Source organism: Streptomyces sp. NBC_01497 (assembly GCF_036250695.1).
Classification (GTDB): domain Bacteria; phylum Actinomycetota; class Actinomycetes; order Streptomycetales; family Streptomycetaceae; genus Streptomyces.
In genome coordinates, this window is the sequence record NZ_CP109427.1 from 4,503,833 (window position 1) to 4,526,469 (window position 22,637).

At 66.3% G+C, this 22,637-nt stretch carries 15 protein-coding genes; 13 read left to right on the forward strand and 2 right to left on the reverse strand.

From position 1 onward, the window contains the following. Positions 1 to 16: 16 nt before the first annotated feature. The 6 genes from OG310_RS19225 (at position 17) to OG310_RS19250 (ending at position 4,467) form a co-directional block, all read left to right on the forward strand. A complete protein-coding gene (locus OG310_RS19225; protein ID WP_329457115.1) occupies positions 17 to 1,129 on the forward strand; it encodes a tetratricopeptide repeat protein in 1,113 nt (370 codons plus the stop codon). Positions 1,130 to 1,244: 115 nt separating this feature from the next. Next, complete coding sequence (locus OG310_RS19230) at positions 1,245 to 1,433, forward strand: hypothetical protein (protein ID WP_329457116.1); 189 nt, start codon at positions 1,245 to 1,247, stop codon at positions 1,431 to 1,433. Then, complete coding sequence (locus OG310_RS19235) at positions 1,430 to 1,690, forward strand: hypothetical protein (protein WP_329457117.1); 261 nt, start codon at positions 1,430 to 1,432, stop codon at positions 1,688 to 1,690. The genes OG310_RS19230 and OG310_RS19235 overlap by 4 nt, the downstream gene beginning before the upstream one ends. Before the next feature lie 215 nt (positions 1,691 to 1,905). After that, a complete protein-coding gene (locus OG310_RS19240; protein WP_329457118.1) occupies positions 1,906 to 2,964 on the forward strand; it encodes a hypothetical protein in 1,059 nt (352 codons plus the stop codon). 207 nt (positions 2,965 to 3,171) lie between these two features. Further along, positions 3,172 to 3,414, forward strand: coding sequence for a DUF5302 domain-containing protein (locus OG310_RS19245; protein ID WP_329457119.1), 243 nt, complete (start codon positions 3,172 to 3,174; stop codon positions 3,412 to 3,414). A gap of 552 nt (positions 3,415 to 3,966) precedes the next feature. Continuing rightward, entirely contained in the window at positions 3,967 to 4,467 is a 501-nt protein-coding gene (locus OG310_RS19250) for an NUDIX domain-containing protein (RefSeq protein WP_329457120.1), read from the forward strand. A 223-nt stretch (positions 4,468 to 4,690) separates the two neighbouring features. Here the strand turns inward: OG310_RS19250 and OG310_RS19255 are convergent, their stop codons facing one another. Then, the gene (locus tag OG310_RS19255) at positions 4,691 to 4,918 is read right to left on the reverse strand and encodes a hypothetical protein (protein WP_329457121.1); all 228 of its coding nucleotides are present in this window, start codon (positions 4,916 to 4,918) and stop codon (positions 4,691 to 4,693) included. A 1,073-nt stretch (positions 4,919 to 5,991) separates the two neighbouring features. On the opposite strand from OG310_RS19255, the gene OG310_RS19260 reads away from it, so the two are divergent. From OG310_RS19260 to OG310_RS19280, 5 genes are all read left to right on the forward strand, one after another. Continuing rightward, positions 5,992 to 10,713 carry a DEAD/DEAH box helicase gene (locus OG310_RS19260; protein ID WP_329457122.1) on the forward strand — a complete coding sequence of 1,574 codons (4,722 nt, stop codon included), beginning with the start codon at positions 5,992 to 5,994 and terminating at the stop codon, positions 10,711 to 10,713. Beyond that, positions 10,710 to 12,227, forward strand: a complete 1,518-nt coding sequence (locus tag OG310_RS19265) for a nuclease-related domain-containing DEAD/DEAH box helicase (RefSeq protein ID WP_329457123.1) — start codon at positions 10,710 to 10,712, stop codon at positions 12,225 to 12,227. Before OG310_RS19260 ends, OG310_RS19265 begins: the two co-directional genes overlap by 4 nt. Next, positions 12,224 to 15,403, forward strand: coding sequence for a helicase-related protein (locus OG310_RS19270; protein WP_329457124.1), 3,180 nt, complete (start codon positions 12,224 to 12,226; stop codon positions 15,401 to 15,403). The genes OG310_RS19265 and OG310_RS19270 overlap by 4 nt, the downstream gene beginning before the upstream one ends. Then, positions 15,384 to 17,186 carry a DUF1998 domain-containing protein gene (locus tag OG310_RS19275; protein WP_329457125.1) on the forward strand — a complete coding sequence of 601 codons (1,803 nt, stop codon included), beginning with the start codon at positions 15,384 to 15,386 and terminating at the stop codon, positions 17,184 to 17,186. The genes OG310_RS19270 and OG310_RS19275 overlap by 20 nt, the downstream gene beginning before the upstream one ends. 159 nt (positions 17,187 to 17,345) lie before the next feature. After that, the gene (locus OG310_RS19280; protein WP_032767136.1) at positions 17,346 to 17,534 is read left to right on the forward strand and encodes a hypothetical protein; all 189 of its coding nucleotides are present in this window, start codon (positions 17,346 to 17,348) and stop codon (positions 17,532 to 17,534) included. On the opposite strand, the gene OG310_RS19285 is transcribed toward OG310_RS19280, so the two are convergent. Continuing rightward, a complete protein-coding gene (locus tag OG310_RS19285) occupies positions 17,515 to 18,180 on the reverse strand; it encodes a very short patch repair endonuclease (protein WP_233520741.1) in 666 nt (221 codons plus the stop codon). The two genes, OG310_RS19280 and OG310_RS19285, sit on opposite strands and share 20 nt — an antisense overlap. Positions 18,181 to 18,317: 137 nt before the next feature. Between OG310_RS19285 and OG310_RS19290 the strand changes: the two genes are divergently transcribed. Together OG310_RS19290 and OG310_RS19295 are read left to right on the forward strand one after the other, a co-directional pair. Further along, positions 18,318 to 19,763, forward strand: coding sequence for a DNA cytosine methyltransferase (locus OG310_RS19290; RefSeq protein ID WP_329457126.1), 1,446 nt, complete (start codon positions 18,318 to 18,320; stop codon positions 19,761 to 19,763). A 271-nt stretch (positions 19,764 to 20,034) separates the two neighbouring features. Next, complete coding sequence (locus OG310_RS19295; RefSeq protein WP_329457127.1) at positions 20,035 to 22,617, forward strand: Z1 domain-containing protein; 2,583 nt, start codon at positions 20,035 to 20,037, stop codon at positions 22,615 to 22,617. The last annotated feature ends 20 nt before the right edge of the window (positions 22,618 to 22,637 follow it).

Below are 22,637 nucleotides of genomic sequence, written 5' to 3' on the forward strand. Positions count from 1 at the left end.
CACCCAAGCTGGTGCTGTGGCGTTCTGGAGCAAGAAGAAGACGGACAAGCAGCCGGAAGTCACCGACCACTACGTCGGAGACTTCGGCAGCGCGGACATCAAGGTGACCAAGCAGCCCGGCGGCGTGCCACTGATAGACATCAACGTGAAGGTCACCCAGGAATTCGCCCTGGGAGCACAGTTCGAGAACGCGCGCGAGGAACTCGGGCTGCACCACCCGGAGACACTGCACGCACTGCACCAGTACGCGGTGGCCCTCGGCGGACTGCCCGACCGGCGCAACGACGCCATCGAACTCCTGGACTGGCTGGTCACCGCGCGCGCGGAGGACGAGGAGAACAAGCTCCTGGCGCTCAACGACCTCACCCGGCTGCTTCAGGAGGGCGGCCATCTCGCCCTCGCCGAGCAGCGGTTGCGGGAGGCGCTGTCCGGGTGGGAGCGGCTGCGCGGCCAGGACGACGACGAGACCCTGTCCATCGCCTCGAACCTGGGGAAGGTCCTCATCGACCTCGGACGCCGCGAGGAGGCGGAAGGACTGATGCGTGACACTGTGGCCCGCCGGGTCCGCACCCGCGGCGCCGCCCATCCGGACACGCTGAGCAGCAGGAACACCCTGGCGGGAGCACTGCGCGGCTCGCCCGAACGGCTCGCGGAGGCCGAGCGCATGTACCGCGCGATGCTGGCTGACGCCGATGCCGACAGTGACGTGGCACTGACCGTACGGCACAACCTCGCGGCCGTGCTCATCCACCAGCAACGGCACGACGAGGCCCTGACGATGTACCAGGAACTGGTCGACGCCCGGTCGCGGCTCCTCGGCCACCGGCACCCGGACACCTTGATCGCCCGGCACAACCGCGCCGTCGTCCTGAACCGGCTCGGCCACGTCACCGAGGCGGACACGCTGATCACCGAGCTGCTCCAGGACTACCGGCGGGCATACGGCCATCGGCACGTCGCGACCCTCGGGGTCCAGGTCGACCTGGCGGCGATGAAAGCCAACCAGGGCCACAACGCCGAGGCGGTCCCCCTGCTGCGCGACGCGATCGAGGGCTACCGCGGCACACACGGCCCCAACCACCCGCGCGTCCGCGAACTCAGCAACATCGCCGAACAGCTGGGCGGGTGAGCCGACGGGGACAGGTGGATGGGGGGGTGAGCGGGTGAGGCACGACCTTCCAGCAGACATCCCGGCAGGCGCCGCAGGAGGCCGGACCGCCACGCCTGGCGGTATGGCCGGCACCGTGTGGGAATGGACGTCAACCAGCCTCACCGACCCGGGCGAGGCCGTGCTCTGCGGCGGTAGTTACGACAACCCCTTGCGCGCCGTGCAGGTGAGCAGCAAGGGCGTCCACCGCAAGCGGGGCGGAAGCAACGCTGTGGGCTTCCGGTGCGTGCAGGACATCGATCTCGTGGAGGGGAGAGTCTCATGAACGACGCACGGCACGGGGTCATCGTCGACAGGCGGCCCAGCGGCGGTGGGCTGACCGGTTCGATGGGCGCCTTCATCGTTCAGGACGAGGTGGACCGCAGCTACTACACCTTCGACTACACCCACATCGTGACCGAAGGCTTCCGGACGATCCGGACCGGCGAACGCGTCCGCTTCTACGTGAACGCGCAGCGCCCGGACCGCGCCGAGTTCGTCATCCGCCTCGACCAACCCGATCCGGTCGAGTACTACCAGTGACGGACGGCCTAGAAGGCGTCACCGGAGCGAGGCAGACCCTCACCGTCGTGTTTCCGGTGACCCTGACGCGTGCCCCGGAGTGGGAGGAGGGCCCCTTTCCTTTCCAGCTCGGCAGCAGACGGACTGATACAGCCACGCGGTCGACCTACTTCTCGCCCGCCGCGGCCAGGGTTCTGTACGGGTCACCGGGGCGCCCTTGCCGATGGTTTCGGCCTATGGAAGTCGATCACGAGGGACTCCATCTGCATGGCATGGAGTTACTGCGCACCGCAACGGCCCGGTACCACAATCACGCCTTGGCGGTGCTGCACTTCACCGTGACGAGGCCGCTGCTTCCCGTGCTGCGAGCGATCGGCCGCCGGCCTGGCGCTGAGGCTGAACCTCTTGCTGGTCCTCTTGCACCCGACCGGTTGCTTGGCGACACGGCCGACGTCCAAACCGGAAACGGCACGTTCGCCCTCGCTCGCCCGTACACGATCGCCTTCCTCACCCCCGAAGCCGAGCACACGCCCGCCTTGCGCACGGATCCCAGGTCACACGTGGAGCTGTCAGCCGACGCATGGCTTTGGCAGCTGGCCTCACGTTCGACCCCGGCGGACTTCCCCCTGGCCCCCGAGATCGCAGCGGACGAGTTCCGGCACATCGTAAGGATCTCCTCCGACTGGAGTGCCCTCGTCCTACGACACGGAGCTGCCTTCCTCGGGCACCGTCCCGACACCGGGGAGGGCGACTTCTACGAGTTCGGTGAGCTGCACGCCCGTTCCGTCTACCTCGACGCACTCTTGCTCGGCTCGCTGCAGCGCGACCACATCGACGAGCTCACGGACGAACTCTCCGAGGTATTCGACGACACACGGCTGGCCAGAAGAGTGGCTGCCCTGGAACGGAACATCGCTCGCTTCCGCAGCACCTATTGGCGCCAGCACCTGACGGCGCACGGGCCGGCGAATGAACTGCTGATCGCGTTCCAGGCCCAGCACCGGCTGCCTGTCCGGTTCGCCGAAATCCTGGCAGAGGCTGCGGACAACAGCCGCCTCGTCCAGACACAGGAGAGTCAGCAGATCAGCGGAGCTCTCGGCGTCCTCACGATCCTTGGCCTGCCCGTGGGGACCGCCCTTGGCATCCTCCAAGTCCTCGGCGACGAATCGGTCACCCACCTACTCGTGGCGCTGGCCCTCTCCGTCGCCGTGACCGCCGCCGGGCTCAGTACTCGATACGGACGCTTGGTGCTCTCGTCATTGCGGGCCGGCGCGGGGCGCGACAGCTCTCAATGACCAGGTAGACGGTCATCGCCCCTGCTTGGCCATCACGTCCCGTTACGGGGGTGCTCACCCCATGGAGGTCGCATCACCCCGCTCGTAACAGCACCTATCAAGGGGCCCCGGCCGCAGACCGGTTGCCACGCCGTTCGGGGGCACCCCCCGACGGGGGGTCCCGCATGACAAGCTGTGCTTCCCACTGCCGGAATTCCGAAGGACACCATGACTGAAGCGTCTCCCTCCCAAGAAGGTTCCGAGCAGGCCGGCGCCGAGGGCCCTGCCCTGGCGCCCGACGAGAACGGTCAGTACGACTTGAAGGCCAAGTTCCGTGAGGCCCTTGCGCGTAAGCGCGGCACGCAGGCGGAGGTCGCGACCCAAGCGGCGAACGGCGACGGGTCCAAGGTGCGCGGTGGGCGCGGCCCGGCTGCGAGCCAGCGGTCGTTCCGACGTAAGAGCGGCGGCTGACAGGTACTGGCTCGCTCCCCTCAGCCGCTCCGATGGCTACGCGTCGGGGGGATCACCTCCTTCGCCTCGGCGTCTGACTGGACAGGGGAAGCGCAGTCGCGGCAGAGCGCTGAGCCGGCGCATGGCGGTGGCGGGCGCTGCCCGCGCGGCGCATGGCGGTGACGGTCCTGGCGGCGGCAGCCTGCGTGGTCGGCGCGCAGGTGGCGGCGGTCTCTCCGGCGGATGGCGTGGCCACGAGCGGCGTGCCACTGGTCGGTCACGAGGGCGACGGTGACGAGCGTGCCGAGGATGCCGGCGGTGGCGCCGCCGTCCTGGAGCGAAGTTCTTGCCCGTCGGCCCCCGTCAGGCGCCATCCTGAGGGAACGGAGTCCGCGTTCGGGACCTGCGTTCGCCGTGCGCACTGTTCGGCGGGGCGAGGACATCGGGTTCTGGGGTCTCACCCACCGGGGCGGGTGGCAGGGCGGAACCGCTGAGCCACCACCATCAACCCCGACGGCTGACGCCGGCGCTGCAGCACGGGGCCGGTTCGTCCGTCTTCCCAAGGAGCATCACATGAGCGGTCGCGTCACCACCCGCCCGCGCAACCCCGAGCCGCCACCGCCCCACGCTCTCCTGGGTGTTGGCGTCATCGTGCTGTCGGTCATCGAGGGTGAGGAGCACGTTCTGCTCGGCCGTCACCGCAACGGCACCTTTGACCTCCCCGGCGGTAAAGCCGAACCTGGGGAGGCCTTGGAGCGCGCGGCAGCGCGGGAGCTCCTGGAGGAAACTGGGCTGCACACCGAATTGGACGATGTCGACGTGTTCGCGTTGCTGGTGGACGACAACCGGGGCGTCGCTCGCCTCACCGCCGCTGCCCTCGTAAGAGAGTTCCGAGGGGAGCCGACGGCACAGCCGGGTGAGCCCTATGAGAACTGGGCATGGACCCCTCTGTCGAATCTCCCTGACGGCCTGTTCACCCCCTCAGGGCAGGTCCTGCGGGCACGGTGGCCTCACCTTCCTATCGACCATCCGCCCACCCTGCAGTACGCGATCCGTCCGGCGGACGACCTGTAGGGGCGCCCGCCGGGTACTACGTCGGAATCCGCGGCGGTCAGCGAGAGCACTACGGCCGAATGGCAAAGGCAGGTAACAGGCGACGGCAGTCGTCACCCGCGACACGGTTGTCCTGCCGCGAGCATCGAGGATCTCTCGGCCGAGCAAGACGCTCAACGAGCAGCCCACCGAACCCTTCTTGACGCCGCTGCCGCCCCGCGTCAGGACACACACCTGAGTGCGCCTACGCGGCGCTGCTGCCACGGTGCATCGCCTCATCCAGATCTCCTGCCGGCCGCGTCAGCGAGTCCTTCTCGCGCGGCACCACCTCGTCCAACGATCCCCGCAGGATCACCGAACCCATGCATTCGTCGCACTGGTACATGCCGCCGTCGAGCTCAGTCATCGCCTCGATCGGGAATTCATCGCCACAGGCACCCGCACACACCGCGTTCTGCTCCGGATCTGCCATGTTTTCGACGGTCCGTCAGCCGACGTCGGCGCAGGAAGAGGCGCACAGACGCATCGTTGCGGCTCTCCATCCCGGGAAGCGCAGGGGTCCCAGGAGGCATCGGGTGATCGGCGACCGGCTGCCGATGGGAAGGCAGACTCATTCCTGGCGGCAGCTGAGCCCTCCAAAAACAGCCGGCACCGCAGAGGGCGGATTCCTGAACCTGCACGAGCCCGGCATATCCAGGGCCTTGCTGGACGAAGCTCTCACGAAGGGCCGGCGGCCCGACGAGCCCTTGATCCAAGAGACAGAAGGCTGGTCGCTCTTCGAAGACCGTGGCCACGCGGGGTGAGGCGGGGGCCACGCGCCAAGCCTGGCCGGTCCCACTCCCTGACAGGGACGCTGCCGTGGCGCTGAACCCCCCGCTGAGACGCAGAGTCACAGCGGGGCGCCCAAGTTCTTCTCCCGATTTTCTCCCGGAGTCCCCGGGAACGCCTCAGGGCCGGTCTTCCTGAGTGGAAGACCGGCCCTGATCTGCGGCTTTACCAGTCGGGGTGGCGGGATTTGAACCCACGACCTCTTCGTCCCGAATGAGGTTCGGCTACCACCCCTGCCAGCATGAATCCTGTTTGCCCTGGTCAGGTGGGTGGTCTCGCTTGGTCTCACGCCGTATGGAACGGGCCTGGGGAGCGGGTCGGCTCCCAAACGGCTCCCACAGCGTCTCCTACCCCAGCTCGGGCGAGGACCAGCACGCCGGCAACCGGGCGACGTTCCCGTTCACTTGGCCCATCCTCCTGTGCCACCGAGTCGGTGTCGTCTCGGCTCTCGCTGAGTGACCCGTCGACACCGACCCGTGACGTGCCTGCGCCTTACAACTTGTGAAGGTTTGGCGTAGGTTTCTATCCTCCTGCTTCGACGACCTATCTGGTAATAACCGGTCGGTCTGTCAGTGGATGCGTCTACAGTCCGTGGCAGGTCGGTGGTGTGGTTTGTGACACATCGCCGGTGAACATGGTGATCGACGTTTCAGGAGCCATGCAAGTGCGGCTTTGGCAATGGTGCGTTGCTGTGTCGGCAGCGGGGGCGGTGTAGGCGTGGCGACGAATCGAGCCGGTTGGATTCCCGACGAGCGTCTGGTTCGCGAGGTCGACGACCTCTTCGAGCGGGCGACCAACTCGTATCGTGCGAACTCGCACCTGATCGCGGAGCATGCCAATCAGGAGGAGTCCATCCGAGTCGGCGGTTACTCGAACCGCACGCTACTGGAGCTGGTGCAGAACGCGGCCGACGCGATGTCGGGAGCCGCCGAGCACGAGGAGGGGGCCGGGCGGGTCGAGATCGTCCTCGACCTCGATCGCCAGACCTTGTACTGCGCGAACGCCGGGCGTCCGTTTTCGCGTAGCGGCCTGACCACGCTCGCGCACGCGCACCTCAGCGGTAAGAGAGGCGATGAGATCGGGCGGTTCGGACTCGGGTTCAAGTCTGTGCTCGCGGTCACCGACGCTCCGCAGGTGTTCAGCCGGTCGATCGCCTTCGAGTTCAACTCCCCCAAGGCGAAGACGGCCCTCGCGGCGATCGCCCCCGCATCCAAGAGGCTGCCGGTCCTAAGGACCCTGACGCGGATCGATGCCGACGTCGAGTTCGCCGAGGACCCGATCCTGGCCGAGCTGGCGGACTGGGCGGTGACGATCGTCAGACTGCCGCATGCGTCGAGGTTGGAGAACCTCCGGAGGGAGATCGAGGAGTTCCGCTCCGAGTTCCTCCTCTTCGTCAACTCGGTGCGCGAGGTCCGGCTCCGGGTCGTCGGCGCCGACGCCGACTTCGTGACGAGCCACGTGTCGTGTGACCTCGGTGACGGTAGGTTCCGCATCGAGCGTCCCGACGGTGACCACGAGGAGTGGTACGTCGAGAATCGGATGCACGCACCCAGCCCCGAGGCTCGGACCGAGGTCGGTGAAGCGGTGTCGCGTGACCGGATGAAGGTCACGGTCGCCATGCCGGCACGGTTCGCCCAACTGAAGACGGGCGGGTTCTGGTCGTATTTCCCGCTCCAGGACAGGACGTCGGCATCCGCCCTCTTTAACGCCCCTTGGAGCGTCAACGACGACCGCACCACGCTGCTCGCGAACACGTACAACCGGGAGATCCTCGTGACTCTCTCCGGGATGTTCCTCGACATGTTGCCGAAGGTTTCGTCCTTCGACGATCCTGCAGCGCACTTGGACTACATGCCTGCACGTGGTCGCGAGACCCACTCGTTCGGCGATGAGATCCTCTGCGTTCATATCCCGCAGCTCGGATGCGAGAGGGCTCTGATCCCCGATGCTGCAGGTGTACTGCGCACGCCGCCGGAGCTCCGTCCTCTCGACTTCCGCGTCAGCGAGGCGTCCGAGCGCGACCACGAAGAGTGGATCAAGTCTCCCCACACCAGCGGCGATGTGCCGCACTGGCGTTGCTACGCCAACAATCAGCGTATGACGCGTCTGCGGACGCTTTACGTATGCAGTGTCTCCTCCGCCTTCGTCGACTCGCGGCCGAGGGATGAGGCGAAGGCGCTGGAGAAGGTACCCAAGAGAGGCGTCCTGTCGTGGCTGCGCGAGTGGGCGGAGGGGGCCGACGCGGCCTCTGCCGCGAGAGCGCTCGACTTCGTGCTGCGGAATCCCAGAGTCGACGGCATCGGCTCCGCGAAGGTCATACCCACGACTGGCGGCATGAAGTCCGTCAAGGATCGCGGTCAGGTCTTCCTCCATCGCGTGGAGGGCATCGAGGTCGAGGGATCGTGCTTCGTCGATCCGAATTTTCTAGCCGTTCCCGGCGTCGAGAAGAAGCTCGGTGACAGGGGCTTCCGGGACCTGGATCCGCTCGCGAAGTTCGAGGCCAGGATGGCCAAGCTGTCGCCGGAGTCGGAGGACGACGAGCTTCCGAAATTCTGGGACGCGGCCGTCGACGTGCCCATAGCGCAGGCGCAGAAGCTCGTGGCGGGCAACAAGGCAGGTTCCCTCAAGGTTCCGACACGCGACGGCGGCTGGGCGTCGCCCGAGTACGTACTGGACATCGACGGCCTCGGTGACGGCATTGCCGACCGAGTGTTGGACAGGACGAAGTGCGTTCCCCAGATCGCCCATGCAGCAGGCGTCATCACAGAACCTGTGGCTTCGTACTCGGTCGAAGAGGAGGTCCATTTCGACGACTACTGCCAGTACGTCCTGGACGAGCTGAACCGGAGGCTGGGGCCCGGAGAGCGCCCCGTCGAAGAGGTCGAGTTCGATAGGGGCGACGGTCCGGGTCCGTTCTCGGCGCTCCTGATGCTGAAGGAGGCGGAGGCGCCCGAGGGCATCCGCGAACACTGGACGGAGAGGCTGCTCCGGCTCGACGAGACGGGTCACTGGCTCTGCACGGACGTCGACACGGGGCTCGCCCACCGAGTCGCTTCCCCCGTGCGATGGGCGGTGGACCAGGCTGGCCTGCTGAAGTCGAGCCGCGGGTACCGGGCACCCGGTCACGTAGTCTCCGCGTCGCTCGTCGAGTACGAGGCTCTGCTGCCTCTCTTCCGCGGACCGCGCCACGTCGAAGACGTCCTGGCACTGCCGAAGGGACTGGACGAGGTTCCGGCGGAAGTCATGCGCGAAGCGCTCCGATCGGAGGTCCTCAAGCCGATCAAGAACGGGGCCCTGACGGGGTTCGTTCTCACTGCCAGCAGGACCGCATTCCCGGACGGGCGTCCGGCACTCATCCCCGCCAGGGTTGGACGCGTCATCGAGGCGAGGCGGCCCGACGCGGTGTACTTGGCGACGACTGAAGAAGAACGCGCGTTCCTCAGCATGAGGCAGAAGCCGTACCTCAAGGCGGACCCCGACGAAGCGGAGCTGCTCGTCGAGGAGGTCGGATGTCGTCGGTTCGAGGACAGCTTCTCCTTCTCGCTGCTGGTCGACGGCCGGCAGGGCGAGGAGCGCGTCATCGACTTGTACGCCGGGCTGCGTTCGACGTTCGTCGAGGACAAGGTCGTGAACGCGACCGTGGCGAAGGCCGTCCAGATCACGAAGCGCGTGACCACCGAGGACGGCGTCGAGGACCAGACGCTCGAGTGGCATCTCGAGGGGCTGACTCTTGTGGTCCATGCCGACCTCGACGAAGAGCGCGTTCTGCAGATCGTCAACGGCGCGTTCGACCTGCGTCTGTCGAACGCCGAGCTGAGCGACATCCTCCGAGCACGTGCAGACCAACGTCTGGAGGAACAGCGGCAAGCCGCCCGTGCCGCAACCGGTGATGCGGAGCGCCTGGAGATCTTCTTCGGCGACGACACGCTGAAGGAGTGCCTGCCGAAGGGGCTCTGGCAGGCACTCGAAGGGCAGGGCCTGGTGGACGACTCCACGTCCGTTGCGGAGCTCTTCCTGACGGTCTACGGCAGCGACTCGATCAGATTCCTCAAAGATCAATTCAGCGTCGAGGGGTACACGGACGTTCCCACGGCGTGGGCGGGGGGAGCGTCGACCGTCGCCTGGCTCCGGAAGATGGGATTCGGCACGCAGTATGCCGGACGCCGCGGTCGGCACCAGGACGAGGAGTTCGTCGTGCCCGGTGCCGTGAGGCTCAACCCTCTGCACGATTTCCAGAAGGAGATCAGCCGGGAGCTGAAGGAGGTTCTGACGTCCCGGGAAGCGGACGGGCGCGCACGCAAGGGCATGGTGGAACTTCCGACGGGAGCCGGAAAAACTCGCGTCGCCACCGAAACCGTGCTGCGGCTCTTCGTCGACGGCGACGTGAGCGGAACCGTGATCTGGATCGCGCAGTCGGAGGAGCTCTGCGAGCAGGCGGTGCAGACGTTCGAGACCGTCTGGCGATGGCTCGGCGACGAGCGTCCGTTGACCATCGGCAGGCTTTGGAACTCCAACGTGGTCCACGAGCCCGATACCGAGTTCAGCGTGGTCGTGGCCACCGACGCCAAGCTCGACAGGGTCGCCGACACCCCCGAGTACGAGTGGCTCAGTCGCGCGTCCGCGGTGTTCATCGACGAGGCCCACCGGGCGGGCGGATCGAAGATGTACACGAAGATCCTCAGGTGGCTCGGAGTCGACGGCCGTAGCTGGGAGCGGCCTCTGGTGGGCGTCTCGGCCACCCCGTTCAAGGGGAAGAGCGACGTCGTCACCAAGCCGACGGAGGAGCTGGCGGCCCGCTTCGGCCACCACATCATGAGTGCCTTCGGAGGCAACGCCTACGAGGAGCTGTCGAAGAGGGGCGTCCTCGCGCGGGTTCGACACGAGGTGCTGAAGGGCGTGGACGTCGCACTGAAGCCGGACGAACTCGAGCAGGTGCAGTCCTGGCGCAAACTCGAGGCCAAGGTTCTCGACCGCATCGGGCGGGACCAGGCCCGCATGCGGATCCTCGTGGAGGACATTCTTCGCAGGGACCCGGAATGGCCGATCCTCGTGTTCACTCCGAACGTCCTGTCCGCCCAGGTCCTCGCCGCCACGCTTCGTTACCGGCAGGTCGCGGCCGAGGCGGTCAGCGGCCAGACCGGACGGCAGGCACGCCGTGACGTAATCGAGAAGTTCAAGAAGGGGGAGATCCGGGTCCTGGCCAACTGCGATCTGTTGATCCAGGGCTTCGACGCACCCGGTGTCCGGGCCTTGTACATCGCGAGGCCGACGTTCAGCCCCAGCGCGTACATCCAGATGGCCGGCCGCGGACTGCGCGGCCCCGCGAACGGCGGCAAACCGGAGTGCCTCATCGTGGACGTCGCCGACAACTTCGGGGCGGTAAACGATTTCCTCGGATACCGCGCCTACGAAGACCTCTGGCGAAAGCAGGGAGCATGATCCTGGTACCGGATCTCGCCGACGTCGAGACGACGACCACCAGCAACGCCGAACGGCGGGTGGCGCGACTGCTGCGGGCTATTGACGGGCCCCACGGGGCGGTCGCCTTCCACTCGGTGAAGCTGCGGAGTCATGCGGTCAAGCAGCAGGGGGAAGCCGACTTCGTCGTGCTCTGGGACGGTGTCGTCGTCATCGTCGAGGTCAAGGGCGGGGGCGTCAGGAAGTACGACGGCGTCTGGTACTCCATCGACCGCCACGGTGACTGGAAGAAGCTGCGCGAGTCCCCGATGGACCAGGCGCAGTCGGCGATGTACGCGTTGCGGGACATCCTTCAGGAGGAAGGCGTCGGTTGGTTCGCGACCGAGGCCGTCGCCCTCACCCCCGACATCGACGCGCCTCCGGCCGCGGTCGAGTGGAAGGGGAGCCACTGGTGGGCTAGGGACCAGATGACCACCGCGGCGATGACGGAAGCCTTCGAAAAGGTCGCCGGTGAGGCCAGGACCGCACCCTTCGGAGTCAGGATCGCTCGGTCCGAGACCCTGCGGGCACGCCTCTTCGGCGAGTTCACGCGGATGCCCGTCATGGATGCACAGCGGGGCGCCGTCCTGGAGGAGCAGAACCGGGCGACCGAGGGGCAGGCACGGGTCCTGGCCGCGCTCTCCCGAAACCCGAGGATGCTCGTCTTCGGCGGTGCGGGCACCGGAAAGTCCCTGGTGTTGGTGGAAGGCGCGAAGCAGGAGGCGGGCGAGGGAAAGTCGGTTCTCATCACCTTCCACTCACCCGCTCTCGTCGACTTCTTCGGCCCGCGGATCGAGGGCAGAGACATCGATCTTCTTCCGTTCGCGGACTTGTCAGGTGACAAGCAGTACGACGTCGTCTTCGTCGACGAGGCGCAGGACCTTATGAACGCCGAGGGTATGGACGCACTGGACTCCGTGATCCGCGGAGGTCGCGAGGGCGGTCGGTGGAGGATGTTCCTGGATCCGAACAACCAGGCACGCGTCGACGGCGAATTCGACCCGGATGTCTGTGAGCTGGTCCAGCAGGAGGCGCTCCAGTACGACCTGGACCGGAACGTCCGCAACACCCGGGCGATCGTCCACGTCGTGCAGGAATACCTGGGTGCCGACGTCGGAGACCCGGGCATCGTCCACGGTGACCGAGTGGAGTGGCGGTGGTCCGATGGGACGGCCGACGTCGACGCTGCGGAATCCGTGGCCCGGGACCTCGTCGCGGACGGCGCCCGTCGTCAAGACATCTGGATCATCAACGTCTCCGAGAGCGCCGAGCCTTATAGAAGCGAGGCCGGGTTCCTCGTGACGAACCCGCGGTTCGCCAAGGGGCTGGAAGCAGAGCACGTCATCGTCTGCGGCCTGCCCCGTGAGTACGACGATCGGGGCCTGGCCGCCTTCTACGTGGCAGTCACGAGGGCGCGGGTCACGCTCCACGTGATCGCGTCCAAAGAGGATAAGAAGCGGCTCCAGGCTCTTCTTCGAAAGCAGGTCTGCAAGTGAACCTCACCGTGGCTCAGAAGAAGGCCCTGGAACACCTTCGAGAGTCCTACGTAGGGCCCGAGGCGGGCGATGACGAGGTCACGACGAACCTGCCTCACCGGCAGTACGCCGTCGGCATGCTGTTCCCGGTCGAGGCCGGAAATCGAGGGACTCACGGCGGCGGAGACACGGACGAAGACGTTTCCGCCGACGTCCCGGACGGCGAGGTGGAGGAGAGCGGCGCCGGGGTCCCCCTGGCAGAGGACTGGAGGCCCTCGTCCGTCGCGATCTCCTTCGTCACCGACGGCGATTCCGTCGACGTCGACTTCTCGTGCGGCACGTACGCCGTCGTCGACGGGGACGGGCCACCCGGATGGCGGCGTACTCCGTTCTCCGCCGGCGTCATCGAGCTCCGGCGGGAGAAGAAGATCGAGCGCCTGTCCGTGGGTGGTGTTTCGGTCGAGGTCGGATCGCGCTGGCGCGTCTTCGGGGGAAACTCGTTGGTCACCGTCCATGTACGGGTTCTGACCGAGTCCACGGGTGACGACCGTCTCGACATCCCCGGGATGCTGTTCCAGGTCCGTCTGGCCGTCACTCCGCCCGCTGGTGCAGAGATCCTGGAGTACGACACGACGCGTTCGTTCGACGTCGATCCGGAAGCCGCCGAGCTCCGTCTGCGGTACCGCAACCGAAAGGTCTACGCGGTCGGGCACGGAATGGCCGCGGACTGGGAGTTCACGGCTGGCCGTTGCACACGGATCTTCCTCGAACCGGTCCCGGCGTTCGTGGTGCCCGCCTTCGAGACCACGGGGTTCGACGAGGGGACGGCCGAAGCCGGGGCCTTGGAGCTGAGGCACCTCCAGCAGATCGACGAGGACCCCGGAGCGGTACTGCAATCGTTGGACGCCTTCGTCGAGGCGTTCGCCGGCTGGGCTTCCCGGCAGATGGAACGGGCGGAAGCGTTCGGCGACGACAAAGCCGTGGCCGTCCGTATCGCCGAACGTTCGGAGAACACGGTCGGCAGGATGAAGAAGGGCGTCGACCTCCTCCGGTCACCGGAACAGCAACATCTCCGAACGGCATTCTCACTCGGCATGGCCGCCATGCGCCTTCAGATGCGGCAGGGGGCGATCAACCGTGGGGAGCCGGAGGACCAGGTGCGGGAACCGGAGTGGCGGCCGTTCCAACTCGGCTTCCTGCTAGTCTCGCTGGCTTCCACCGTTGACGAGAGGCACGAGGACCGGGGACTCGTCGATCTCATCTGGTTTCCGACCGGTGGTGGTAAGACCGAGGCATACCTGGGTCTCGCCGCGATCGAGGTCTTCCGCCGACGGCTCGACCACGGTACGGCCGGTGGGGGAACCGCCGTCATCACCCGCTATACGCTACGACTCCTGACCGCTCAGCAATTCCAGCGGGCCGCGGCATTGGTCTGTGCGATGGAGAGGTTGCGGGCCACGGAGGGCCGGGCGAAGGGGATGGTGCCTTTCTCGATCGGTCTGTGGGTCGGCAACGAGGTCACCCCCGGTACGCGTGGAGAGGCGCGTGACGCGCTCAAGCGTCTTCAGAAGGCCGCGCGTCCGGAAGAGGCGAACGAGTTCCAGGTCGAGAGCTGCCCGTGGTGTTTGACGCCGATGGTGCCGAAGCTCAGGAGCGACAAGCCGCATGACTACGGCATGCGTCTGGTGGGACCGGACGTCGTACTCCATTGCGTCGACGAGTCGTGCGAGTTCACCGACGGACTTCCGCTCGCGGTCGTCGACGAGGTGCTGTACGAGGAACCGCCCACGATCCTGCTGGCCACCGTCGACAAGTTCGCACGTCTGCAGTTCAAGCCGGAAGCCGGGAGGCTGCTCGGTCTCGGGACCATTTTCAAGCAACCGTCCGTGATCATTCAGGATGAGTTGCACCTGCTCTCGGGGCCGCTCGGGACCACCGTCGCCGTTTTCGACGCGGTGATCCAGCTCCTGCTGAGCCGGTCGGGGGTCAGCCCCAAGATCGTGGCTTCGACGGCCACCATCCGCGCGTCCGAGGAACAGGTGGGAGGGCTCTACGGACGAAAAGTCGCCCTGTACCCGCCGTCGGGGCTCGACGACGGCCGGACGTTCTTTTCCCGCCCCGTCGAGAGCGGAGAAGGGCGTCTCTACGTCGGTTTGATGCCGCAGTCGGTCTCGCAGCCGTCGGCCGTCATCGCCGCCGTCACCCCCATGGTGGAGATGCCGGAGGCACTCGCCGCCCGCGCTCCGTCCGCCGCGCCACGGGACGCGTACTGGACACTGGTCATGTACCACAACAGCCTCCGCGAGCTCGGGCGTACCGGAACGCTGGTCGTCGACGACGTCAACGGCCGTCTGGAGCCTCGTGCCGAAAGGCTCGGTTTCCCGCTGCGTCCCGTCAGGGCCGGAAAGGTCCTCGAACTGACGAGTCGCCGCGCAGCGGAGGAGCTGCCGAACGACCTCCGTGCGCTCCGGATCGGGGTCGACGAGTCGTCGGACGCCGTGGACGTGGTCCTCTCGTCGAACATGCTCTCCGTGGGCATCGACATTCCGAGGCTCGCGCTGATGCTCATGGTGGGGCAGCCGAAGACCACGGCCGAGTACATCCAGGCCACCAGCCGTGTCGGGCGTGGAGACACGCAAGGCGTCGTCGTCACGCTGTTCCGGTCGAGCAGGGCCCGCGACCGATCGCACTTCGAGACCTTCCGCGGTTATCACGAGGCTCTTTACCGGAGCGTAGAGCCCACGAGTGTCACGCCGTGGTCGTTGGCCTCGCGCAACCGCTCGCTCGCCGGCGCACTCGTGGCGCTGTTGAGGCAGTCGTTCAGCGCGCTCGCCCCGAACGACGCCGCGGGTCGGCTCGACCTCGGGGACGACAAGATCCGCGAAGCGGTCGACCGACTCGTCGACGGGTTTCTCGGTTACGTGACGCGCGCCGACGGTCTCGAAGCGGAGGAGACGCGCTCTGCGGTGAGCAGCCTTCTGAGGGATTGGGACCGGCGGGCGGCACAGGCACGCGAGGCGGACGAGCCGCTGTACTACCAGCGCACGAAGAAGGATCAAGCAGCTCTGTTGAAGAGGTTCGGTCAGCCCGGAGAAGGGTGGCTCGTCGGAGACTCGATGAGGTCTGTGGAGCCAAACGTGGCGGTCGAGGTCCAGGAGCCGCAGGAGGAGGTGCACCGTGGAGAAGATCAGGCATGACCTGCGCCTCTCCGAGACGATCTCGCCGTTCGGTGTGGGAGCGATCGTCGACGTCCGGGGTGAGTCGCTCATGGCGCCGGACACGTCCTGGTGGGACAAGAGATTCGCCCATGAGATCAGCTGTGAGCGTCTGATGGCGCGCCTCGGTGCCGGCGTCCTCAGGCAACCGCCGGAACACGCGGGTCGCGCCGGCAAGGACACTCCCGCGTTGCCCTACTGGCGCTTTCCCGCTTGGCGGTTCTGCGAACGCTGCGACAAGCTCTCGAAGCTGACCGGGAAAAAGAAAGGTAAGTGGAGTAACGCCTGTGAGTGTGGCGGCGCCCTCGTACCGATGCGCTACATCGCCGTCTGTGAGAAGGGCAGCCACGCCCAGGACGTCAACTGGTTCAAGTGGGCGCATCGTGGGCGCGGGGCGAGCCTGAGCGAAGCGGTCCGTTTCTGCCGCGATTACAAGGCGCTCAGGTTCCACAAGCTGGCTACCCGTGGCGAAGGTCTCGCGGCGTTGGTGGTGAAGTGCTATGGATGCGGAAACGAGCGCAGGCTCGCGGAACTCGTGACGAAGGGGGCTCTGCACCGGGACGGGATCCGTTGCGCGGGGCGGCAACCCTGGGAGCCGGAGGACTCCGTCAAGAAGCCCTGCCCGTACGAGCTGGTCGCCGTTCAGCGCGGTGCCACGGGCAACTACATCGCCGAGAGGATCTCGGCTCTCGACATACCCGAGGAACGTCCGCAGTCCGCGGAGGCGGCCGACAAGATCCGCGGGCACGTGTTCTTCGAGAAGGTGGTGACGGACAACGGCGGGCCCCTGTCGGAGCAGGTGGCGGAGTGGATCGCCGACGATCTCGGAGTTACGTCGGAAACCGTCCTCGCCGTGGCGGCGGGGGAGGAGACCGCACCGGACGAGATGCTGCTCGATCTCAAGGATGGTGAGTGGGCGGCGTTCCTGAAGAAGCTGGACGGTGGACGCGACGGTTCGGGAAGCGACTTCGTCGTAGACGGACGAAGCCTCGGAGGCGTCACAGGGCCGCAGAGTCTGCTCGGCAAGATCAGCGGCATCGGGCAGGTGCGCAGGGTCCGTGAGGTCCGTGCTCTACGAGGATTCCGGCGTCATGACGCAGAAGCGGCGATGATCAGCGTTGATCTGGGCTCGGACCAGCGGCGTTGGCCCACCTACCCGGCGATCGAGCTGTTCGGGGAGGGGATCTTCCTGCGGTTCGACGAGCGGAAGCTCGCCGAGTGGGAGGCGCAACCGGAGGTGGAGGCACGCGCCGGCATCCTCAAGGAACGCAGGGCCGACTCTCCCTGGGCCGGCCGCCTCGACATGCCGGAACCCAGGTACATCGCCCTGCACACGCTGGCGCACCTGCTTATCCGGCGACTGGCGTTCGCAAGCGGTTATGCATCCGCCGCGCTGCAGGAGCGGATCTACGCTAACTCCGACCGTACGGACAAGACCGCTGGGATCTTGATCTACACCGCGGCGGGGGACGCTCAGGGGACCCTCGGCGGCCTCGTCAGACTCGGGGCCCCCGAGAAGTTGATCCCGCTCCTGGTGGCCGCTCTGGACGACGCGGATATCTGTTCCAACGACCCGGTCTGCATCGAGAGCGATCGGCAGGGAGCCTCGCAGCTGAACCTCTCGGCCTGCCACGGTTGCTCCCTGGTGAGCGAGACCTCCTGCGAAACCGGAAACCGGCTGCTCGATCGACAGCTGGTGCTGGGCGGAAGCGATGTGAGGGGACTCTTGGACGATGTTCTGGCGGAGGTCCGACAGCCAAGTTGATGTGGCGGCCGTCCTGTGACGCGCAACGTGGGACGGGCCGTAGTGGCTCGTTGCGGTTTGCGAACCCGTGCAGAGCGACTACGGGGTCTGGTCACTCTGGATGCGCCTGCCGCCCCAGGAGGAACAACGGGGGTGGGAGCGGCGTGCGATCCTGGCGGCATGATCCGAGAACCGGCTGAGGCCCTGGTGCGTGAGGACGGGTCCGTAGAACTTCCCATGGGGATTCTCGTCGAGGCCGGCCTGGCCCCCGGCGCCCGGCTCCTCGCCTACAGCGACGGAGACGGGCGGATCGTACTGCGAAGGGAGGTGGACGCCCTGGACGATCTACTCAACGGCCGTCCGCTCTGAGCACACGGGCGGTGCGCTCTTCTTTGGACTCCTCCAGTCCGAGTCGTACGAGGGCGGCCGCATCGTCGATCGGCGTGTGCTCCCAGACTCGGACCACGAACCAGCCGTGTTCCACCAGGAGGCGGTCCGTCTCTCTGTCACGGCTCTTGTTGCCTTCGATCTTCGACACCCAGAAGTCCCTGTTCGTCGATGGGATCGACCGGTGAGTGGAGCACCCGTGCCAGTAACAGCCGTCCACGAACACCGCCACCTTGTGCTTGGTGAAAAGGACATCCGCGGTTCGGCGCAACGTGGCCACCGGCCTAGCGTTCACCCTGAAGCGCAGCCCTTCCCGATGCAGAGAGGAGCGGAGCCTGAGCTCGGGCTTGGTGTCGCGTGCCCGATTGGAACGCATCGACGCTCGGGTACCGCTCGACGAGGCCCAGGAGTTCCCTATCTCCTCCTCCACCAGGAGCCCGGCTTCTTCGGCCAGGAGCCAAGCGGCACGAAGGTTGGCACTCCGGGTGGGGTGGTCCACTGCGCCGAGGGAGTATCGGCGTCTGCGTCCTGCGACCGCCCATTCGAGTCTGGCGACGACGTGCCCCGTCCTTCGAGACTCGGTCAGGACGACGGTGGCGGGTACTTTGACGCCGGACTCGTCGCTCACGAACCGCTTGGCGTGACCTCCGGCAGCCCGATCCTGTTCACGTTTGCGATCAGTCCTCGTCATGCCGGCCCTGGGGCGCCAAGCGCGGGAGGGCGGGCGGTAGGCAGAGGTGCGCCGTCGGCTCGCGGGGCCGTCCGATGATCCGCGTGAAGGGTGCCCAAGGTCCACTCCTTCAGCTTAAATGGCTGCATGACCTGATCGAGCAGTCCGAAATGGACCTGATTGGGGGCCGGCGCGAAACGCTGTTGAGCTGTAAAGTCGGGAGATTGCCTTCCGGCCTGGTGGCCGGCTACAGTGCGCCAATGCGCCAACCACACAATGAAGTCGACGCCTCCGAAATGGAGACGGGGGAGCCCGGTCTCCCTCCGCTGAGGACGATCGACCTCTTCGCCGGCTGCGGTGGGCTGACGCAGGGCTTCGTCGACGCGAAGTGCGGCGGCCGTCCGGTGTACCGGCCCGTCGCAGCCGTCGAGCTCGATCGGGCAGCGGCGGCTACGTACGCGGTGAACTTCACCGAGAAGTTCGGGGCGCATATCCACCAAGGGGACATCGCGGACTGGGTCGACAGGCCCGGAGGACTCCCGGAAGCCGACATCGTGTTGGGCGGTCCGCCCTGCCAGGGGTTTTCGAGGCTTGGAAACCAAGATCCGAACGATGCGCGCAACCAGCTTTGGCGCCATTATCTGGATGTGGTTTCAACCGTCCGGCCGATGGCTTTCGTTATGGAGAATGTCGACGCCTTCAGGAATTCTCCCGAATTCGAACTCTTGCGCAGAGAAGTTCGGGATGGGGGGGCTCTCTCCGAATACTTCATCTATGATGATCTTCTAAACGCTGCTGATTATGGTGTGCCGCAACGACGCTTTCGCGCGATTGTCGTCGGAATCCGAAAGGATCTACGATCCGCCGTGGACTCGGCGCGTCTAATCGATGACCTGACGGACATGGAACTACAGGCCGCGCTCATCCCGACTCCGGCTGCCGGGCCCGAACGCACCGTATGGCAGACGATTTCCGACCTCGTGCTGCGCAAGCTCTCCTCCGATCTACCCACCCGCGAGGTGTCCGCTAACGGGCGTAAGATCGCCGGCCCGTTCCGCATGGACGAGCTTCATCTACGCCGAAACGGCATAAAGCCGATCTCGATGTCGCGCTATCGTTCCATTCCCGAGGGGGGAAACCGGTTCGACATCCCCTTCGAGTTGCTTGCGCCTTGTTGGAAGAAGCACAAGAGCGGTTCCGCCGACGTCATGGGGCGACTGCACCGCGACAAGCCGTCGGTCACCATCCGTACGGAGTTCTTCAAACCGGAGAAGGGTCGTTACCTGCACCCTTGGCTGCATCGGCCCATCACACACCTGGAAGCGGCCAGACTGCAGGGCTTCCCGGAGTCTTTCCAATGGTGTGGAAGCAGGAGCGACATCGCACGGCAGATCGGTAACGCCGTGCCCGTCGGGCTGGGACGGGCCATCGCCGAGCACCTCGCTCCGCTGCTACTCGCTCAGCGGGACCTTCAGGCAACGACCACGGTGAAGGCTCCCCGTCCGCCCAAGCGGCGACGAAAGCTGGCGGCGGCGGCCTGACCGGTCCTGCGCAGAACGTTCGATGATTCCCTACGGGGAACTTCCCGCATCCGGGCCCGGTTGTCGGTGCGCGCGGATATAGAGTTGTTTCATTGGACACCGACGCCGGGGCCTCAACCGTTGATTCACCTAGGGGAGGGTGAGCGGTGGTGGTCACGGCCGACCTGACGTCCGCGGCCGACGGGCGCGCGGGTCGGACGCCGCTCGTATGGCGGTCGACCCGTAGGCCACCCCTACGATCGCGGCACGCCGTGTATCCGAGGGGTGGGGCTTGCAGGAGTTCGAGGATCAGTACGAGGCGTTCAAGCGCCTGATCAAAACGCACACGCCCGAACAGGCGTTGGCGACGATCAAGCTCTTCGGCATGTCCGACGAGCTCGCCAAGCGCATCGCGGAGCGTCATCAGCAGGAGACCATCGCCGTCCGCGAGAAGCGGGAGCCCGGTTCCGTCGTCCGGAACAACCGCGAGACTTGGTACGTGGGCCCTCAGGACGACGACAGGTGCTGGCCCGCCCTCAGGAACCTGCTGGCGAAACAGTCGTGGAACGAGGACAGCCTGCGCGGCCTCGACTCCGCTTCGACCAAGGTCGTTTCTATGCTCGACCACCCCCTGGAGTGCGCCTTCTCTACCAGAGGGCTGGTCGTCGGCTACGTGCAGTCGGGTAAGACCAGCAACTTCACCGCTCTCATCGCGAAGGCGGCCGACGCCGGATACAAGTTCTTCATCGTCCTCGCCGGCGTCCACAACGGGCTGCGACTGCAGACCCAGCTTCGGCTCGAGCGGCAGCTCGTGGAGCCGGTGATAGACCAGTGGCACCCGCTCACCGGTCGCGTCGGGGACTTCGAGCCTCCCGCGGGCAACCCGGCGGCCTTCTTCGGCGACAAGAGTCAGCAGCACGTCCTTTGCGTGATCAAGAAGAACGTGCCCAGGCTGCGGAAGCTCAAGGCGTGGTTGGAAAAGGCGCCCGACTACCTGCGTAACTGCCCGACACTGATCATCGACGATGAGGCCGACCAGGCGAGTGTCGCGTCACGTAGCACCAATCCGCTGATCCGGGAGATCATCGACCTGTTCCCCCGCGGGGGATACGTCGGTTACACCGCCACGCCCTTCGCCAACCTACTGATCGACCCCGCCGCCAAGGACCTCTATCCGGAGGACTTCGTCGTCAACCTGCCGAAGCCGCGCGGACACTTCGGCACCGAGGTTCTGTTCGGCCGGGACGCTTTGGACGGCGAGGACCCCCAGGAGGTACCGGACGGATACGACATGATCCGCACGGTCCCCGACGAGGAGGTGCCCCTCGTTCGACCGGGACGAGACGAGATCGAGGGGTTCGTACCCGAGATCAGCGGTGCCTTGAGGACGGCAGTCCTGTACTTCTGGCTCGTCACGGCCGCCCGGCGGGTGCGTGGTACGGGGGTGCCCCACTCCACGATGCTCATCCACACCAGTGTCAGCACCGTAGTCCACGAGAGTTTCGAAGGGCCCTTGGAGGCGTTTCGCAGGCGGACGGCAAGGTGGCTCGATGCCGCGGATGGGGAACTTATCGAGGAGCTGAGGCGGCTCTGGGAGGCCGAGGTCGCGCGTGTCCCCGGTAACGAGCCGGACCTCGGGGAGACGCCCGTTCCCTTCGACACCCTCCTTCCTTTGCTGGCCGGTGTGGTGGACGATTGCCGCATCATCCTGGACAACTCGAAGAGCGTGAAGCGATTGGACTACGAGGCCGGCCCGGTCGTCGCCATCGCCGTGGGCGGCAACACCCTGTCGCGTGGCTTGACTCTGGAAGGGCTCGCCGTCAGCTACTTCGTGCGAAACGCCACGACGTACGACTCTTTGCTGCAGATGGGCCGATGGTTCGGCTTCCGCGAAGGGTACGCAGACCTGCCGCGCATCTGGATGACGGACGGGATGCGCGACTGGTTCAGGCACATCGCCACCGTCGAGTCGGAGATGCGTCGGGACATCGATGTGTACATGGTCGAGGACAAGACGCCCAGGACCTTCGCCGTACGCATGCGGACCCACCCGTCACTTCGCATCACGGCGGCGGGCAAGATGCGGGACGCGGTGAAGGCGAGTGCGGCGTACGGAGGGCAGCGTGTGCAGACCCGCTACTTCCGTACGCGGGACGCCGAGTGGTTGCAGGCCAACCGCCAGGCCGCCCACGACCTCGTCGACCGCTCCCTGCGATTGGCGGGAGCCCGACACGAGGACAACGGAACGCAGGGCAGGCACATCCTCCGAGGTGTGCCCTATGACATCATCCTGGATTTCCTCGACGAATACCGCTTCCACGGCAAGTCGTTGGAGTGTGACGCGGGTCTGTTGCGCAGTTACGTCGAGCGTCGGGTGCGGTCCGGGGGCGGCGGTTCGCTCAAGCGCTGGAACGTGGCGATCATCGGCAATCCGCTCAGCGATGATCCGGACAAGCGGTACGAGTTCGGCCCCGGGTTCGCCGTGGACCGCGTCATCCGAGCGAAGCTCGGCGAGAGCGGAGGCGACGCCGCCGACATCAAGACCCTGATGAGCCGTCGCGATGCCGGCGTCGATCTCGACCTCGGTGCTCTGACGGAGATCAACGAGGCGGCGCTGAAGAACGCCAGGCGCGAGCAGGCGCCCGACACCGCGTTGCTGACCCTTTACCCGATCGACGCTCTATCGCCGTCACCGACCAACCGCGAGAGGCGTGCCCCGCTTGATGCCGTCGACCACGTGATCGGCGTCGGTCTGGTCTTCCCGATGCCTCGTGGTGAGGACAGTGAGGTGGAGTACTACAGCGCCGACCTGTCCCGCGTCCAGGACGACGAGGAGGAAGACCTGTCGTTGCTCTTCGAGGAGGACGACAGTTGAGCGGGGGCGCCGATCCGCGG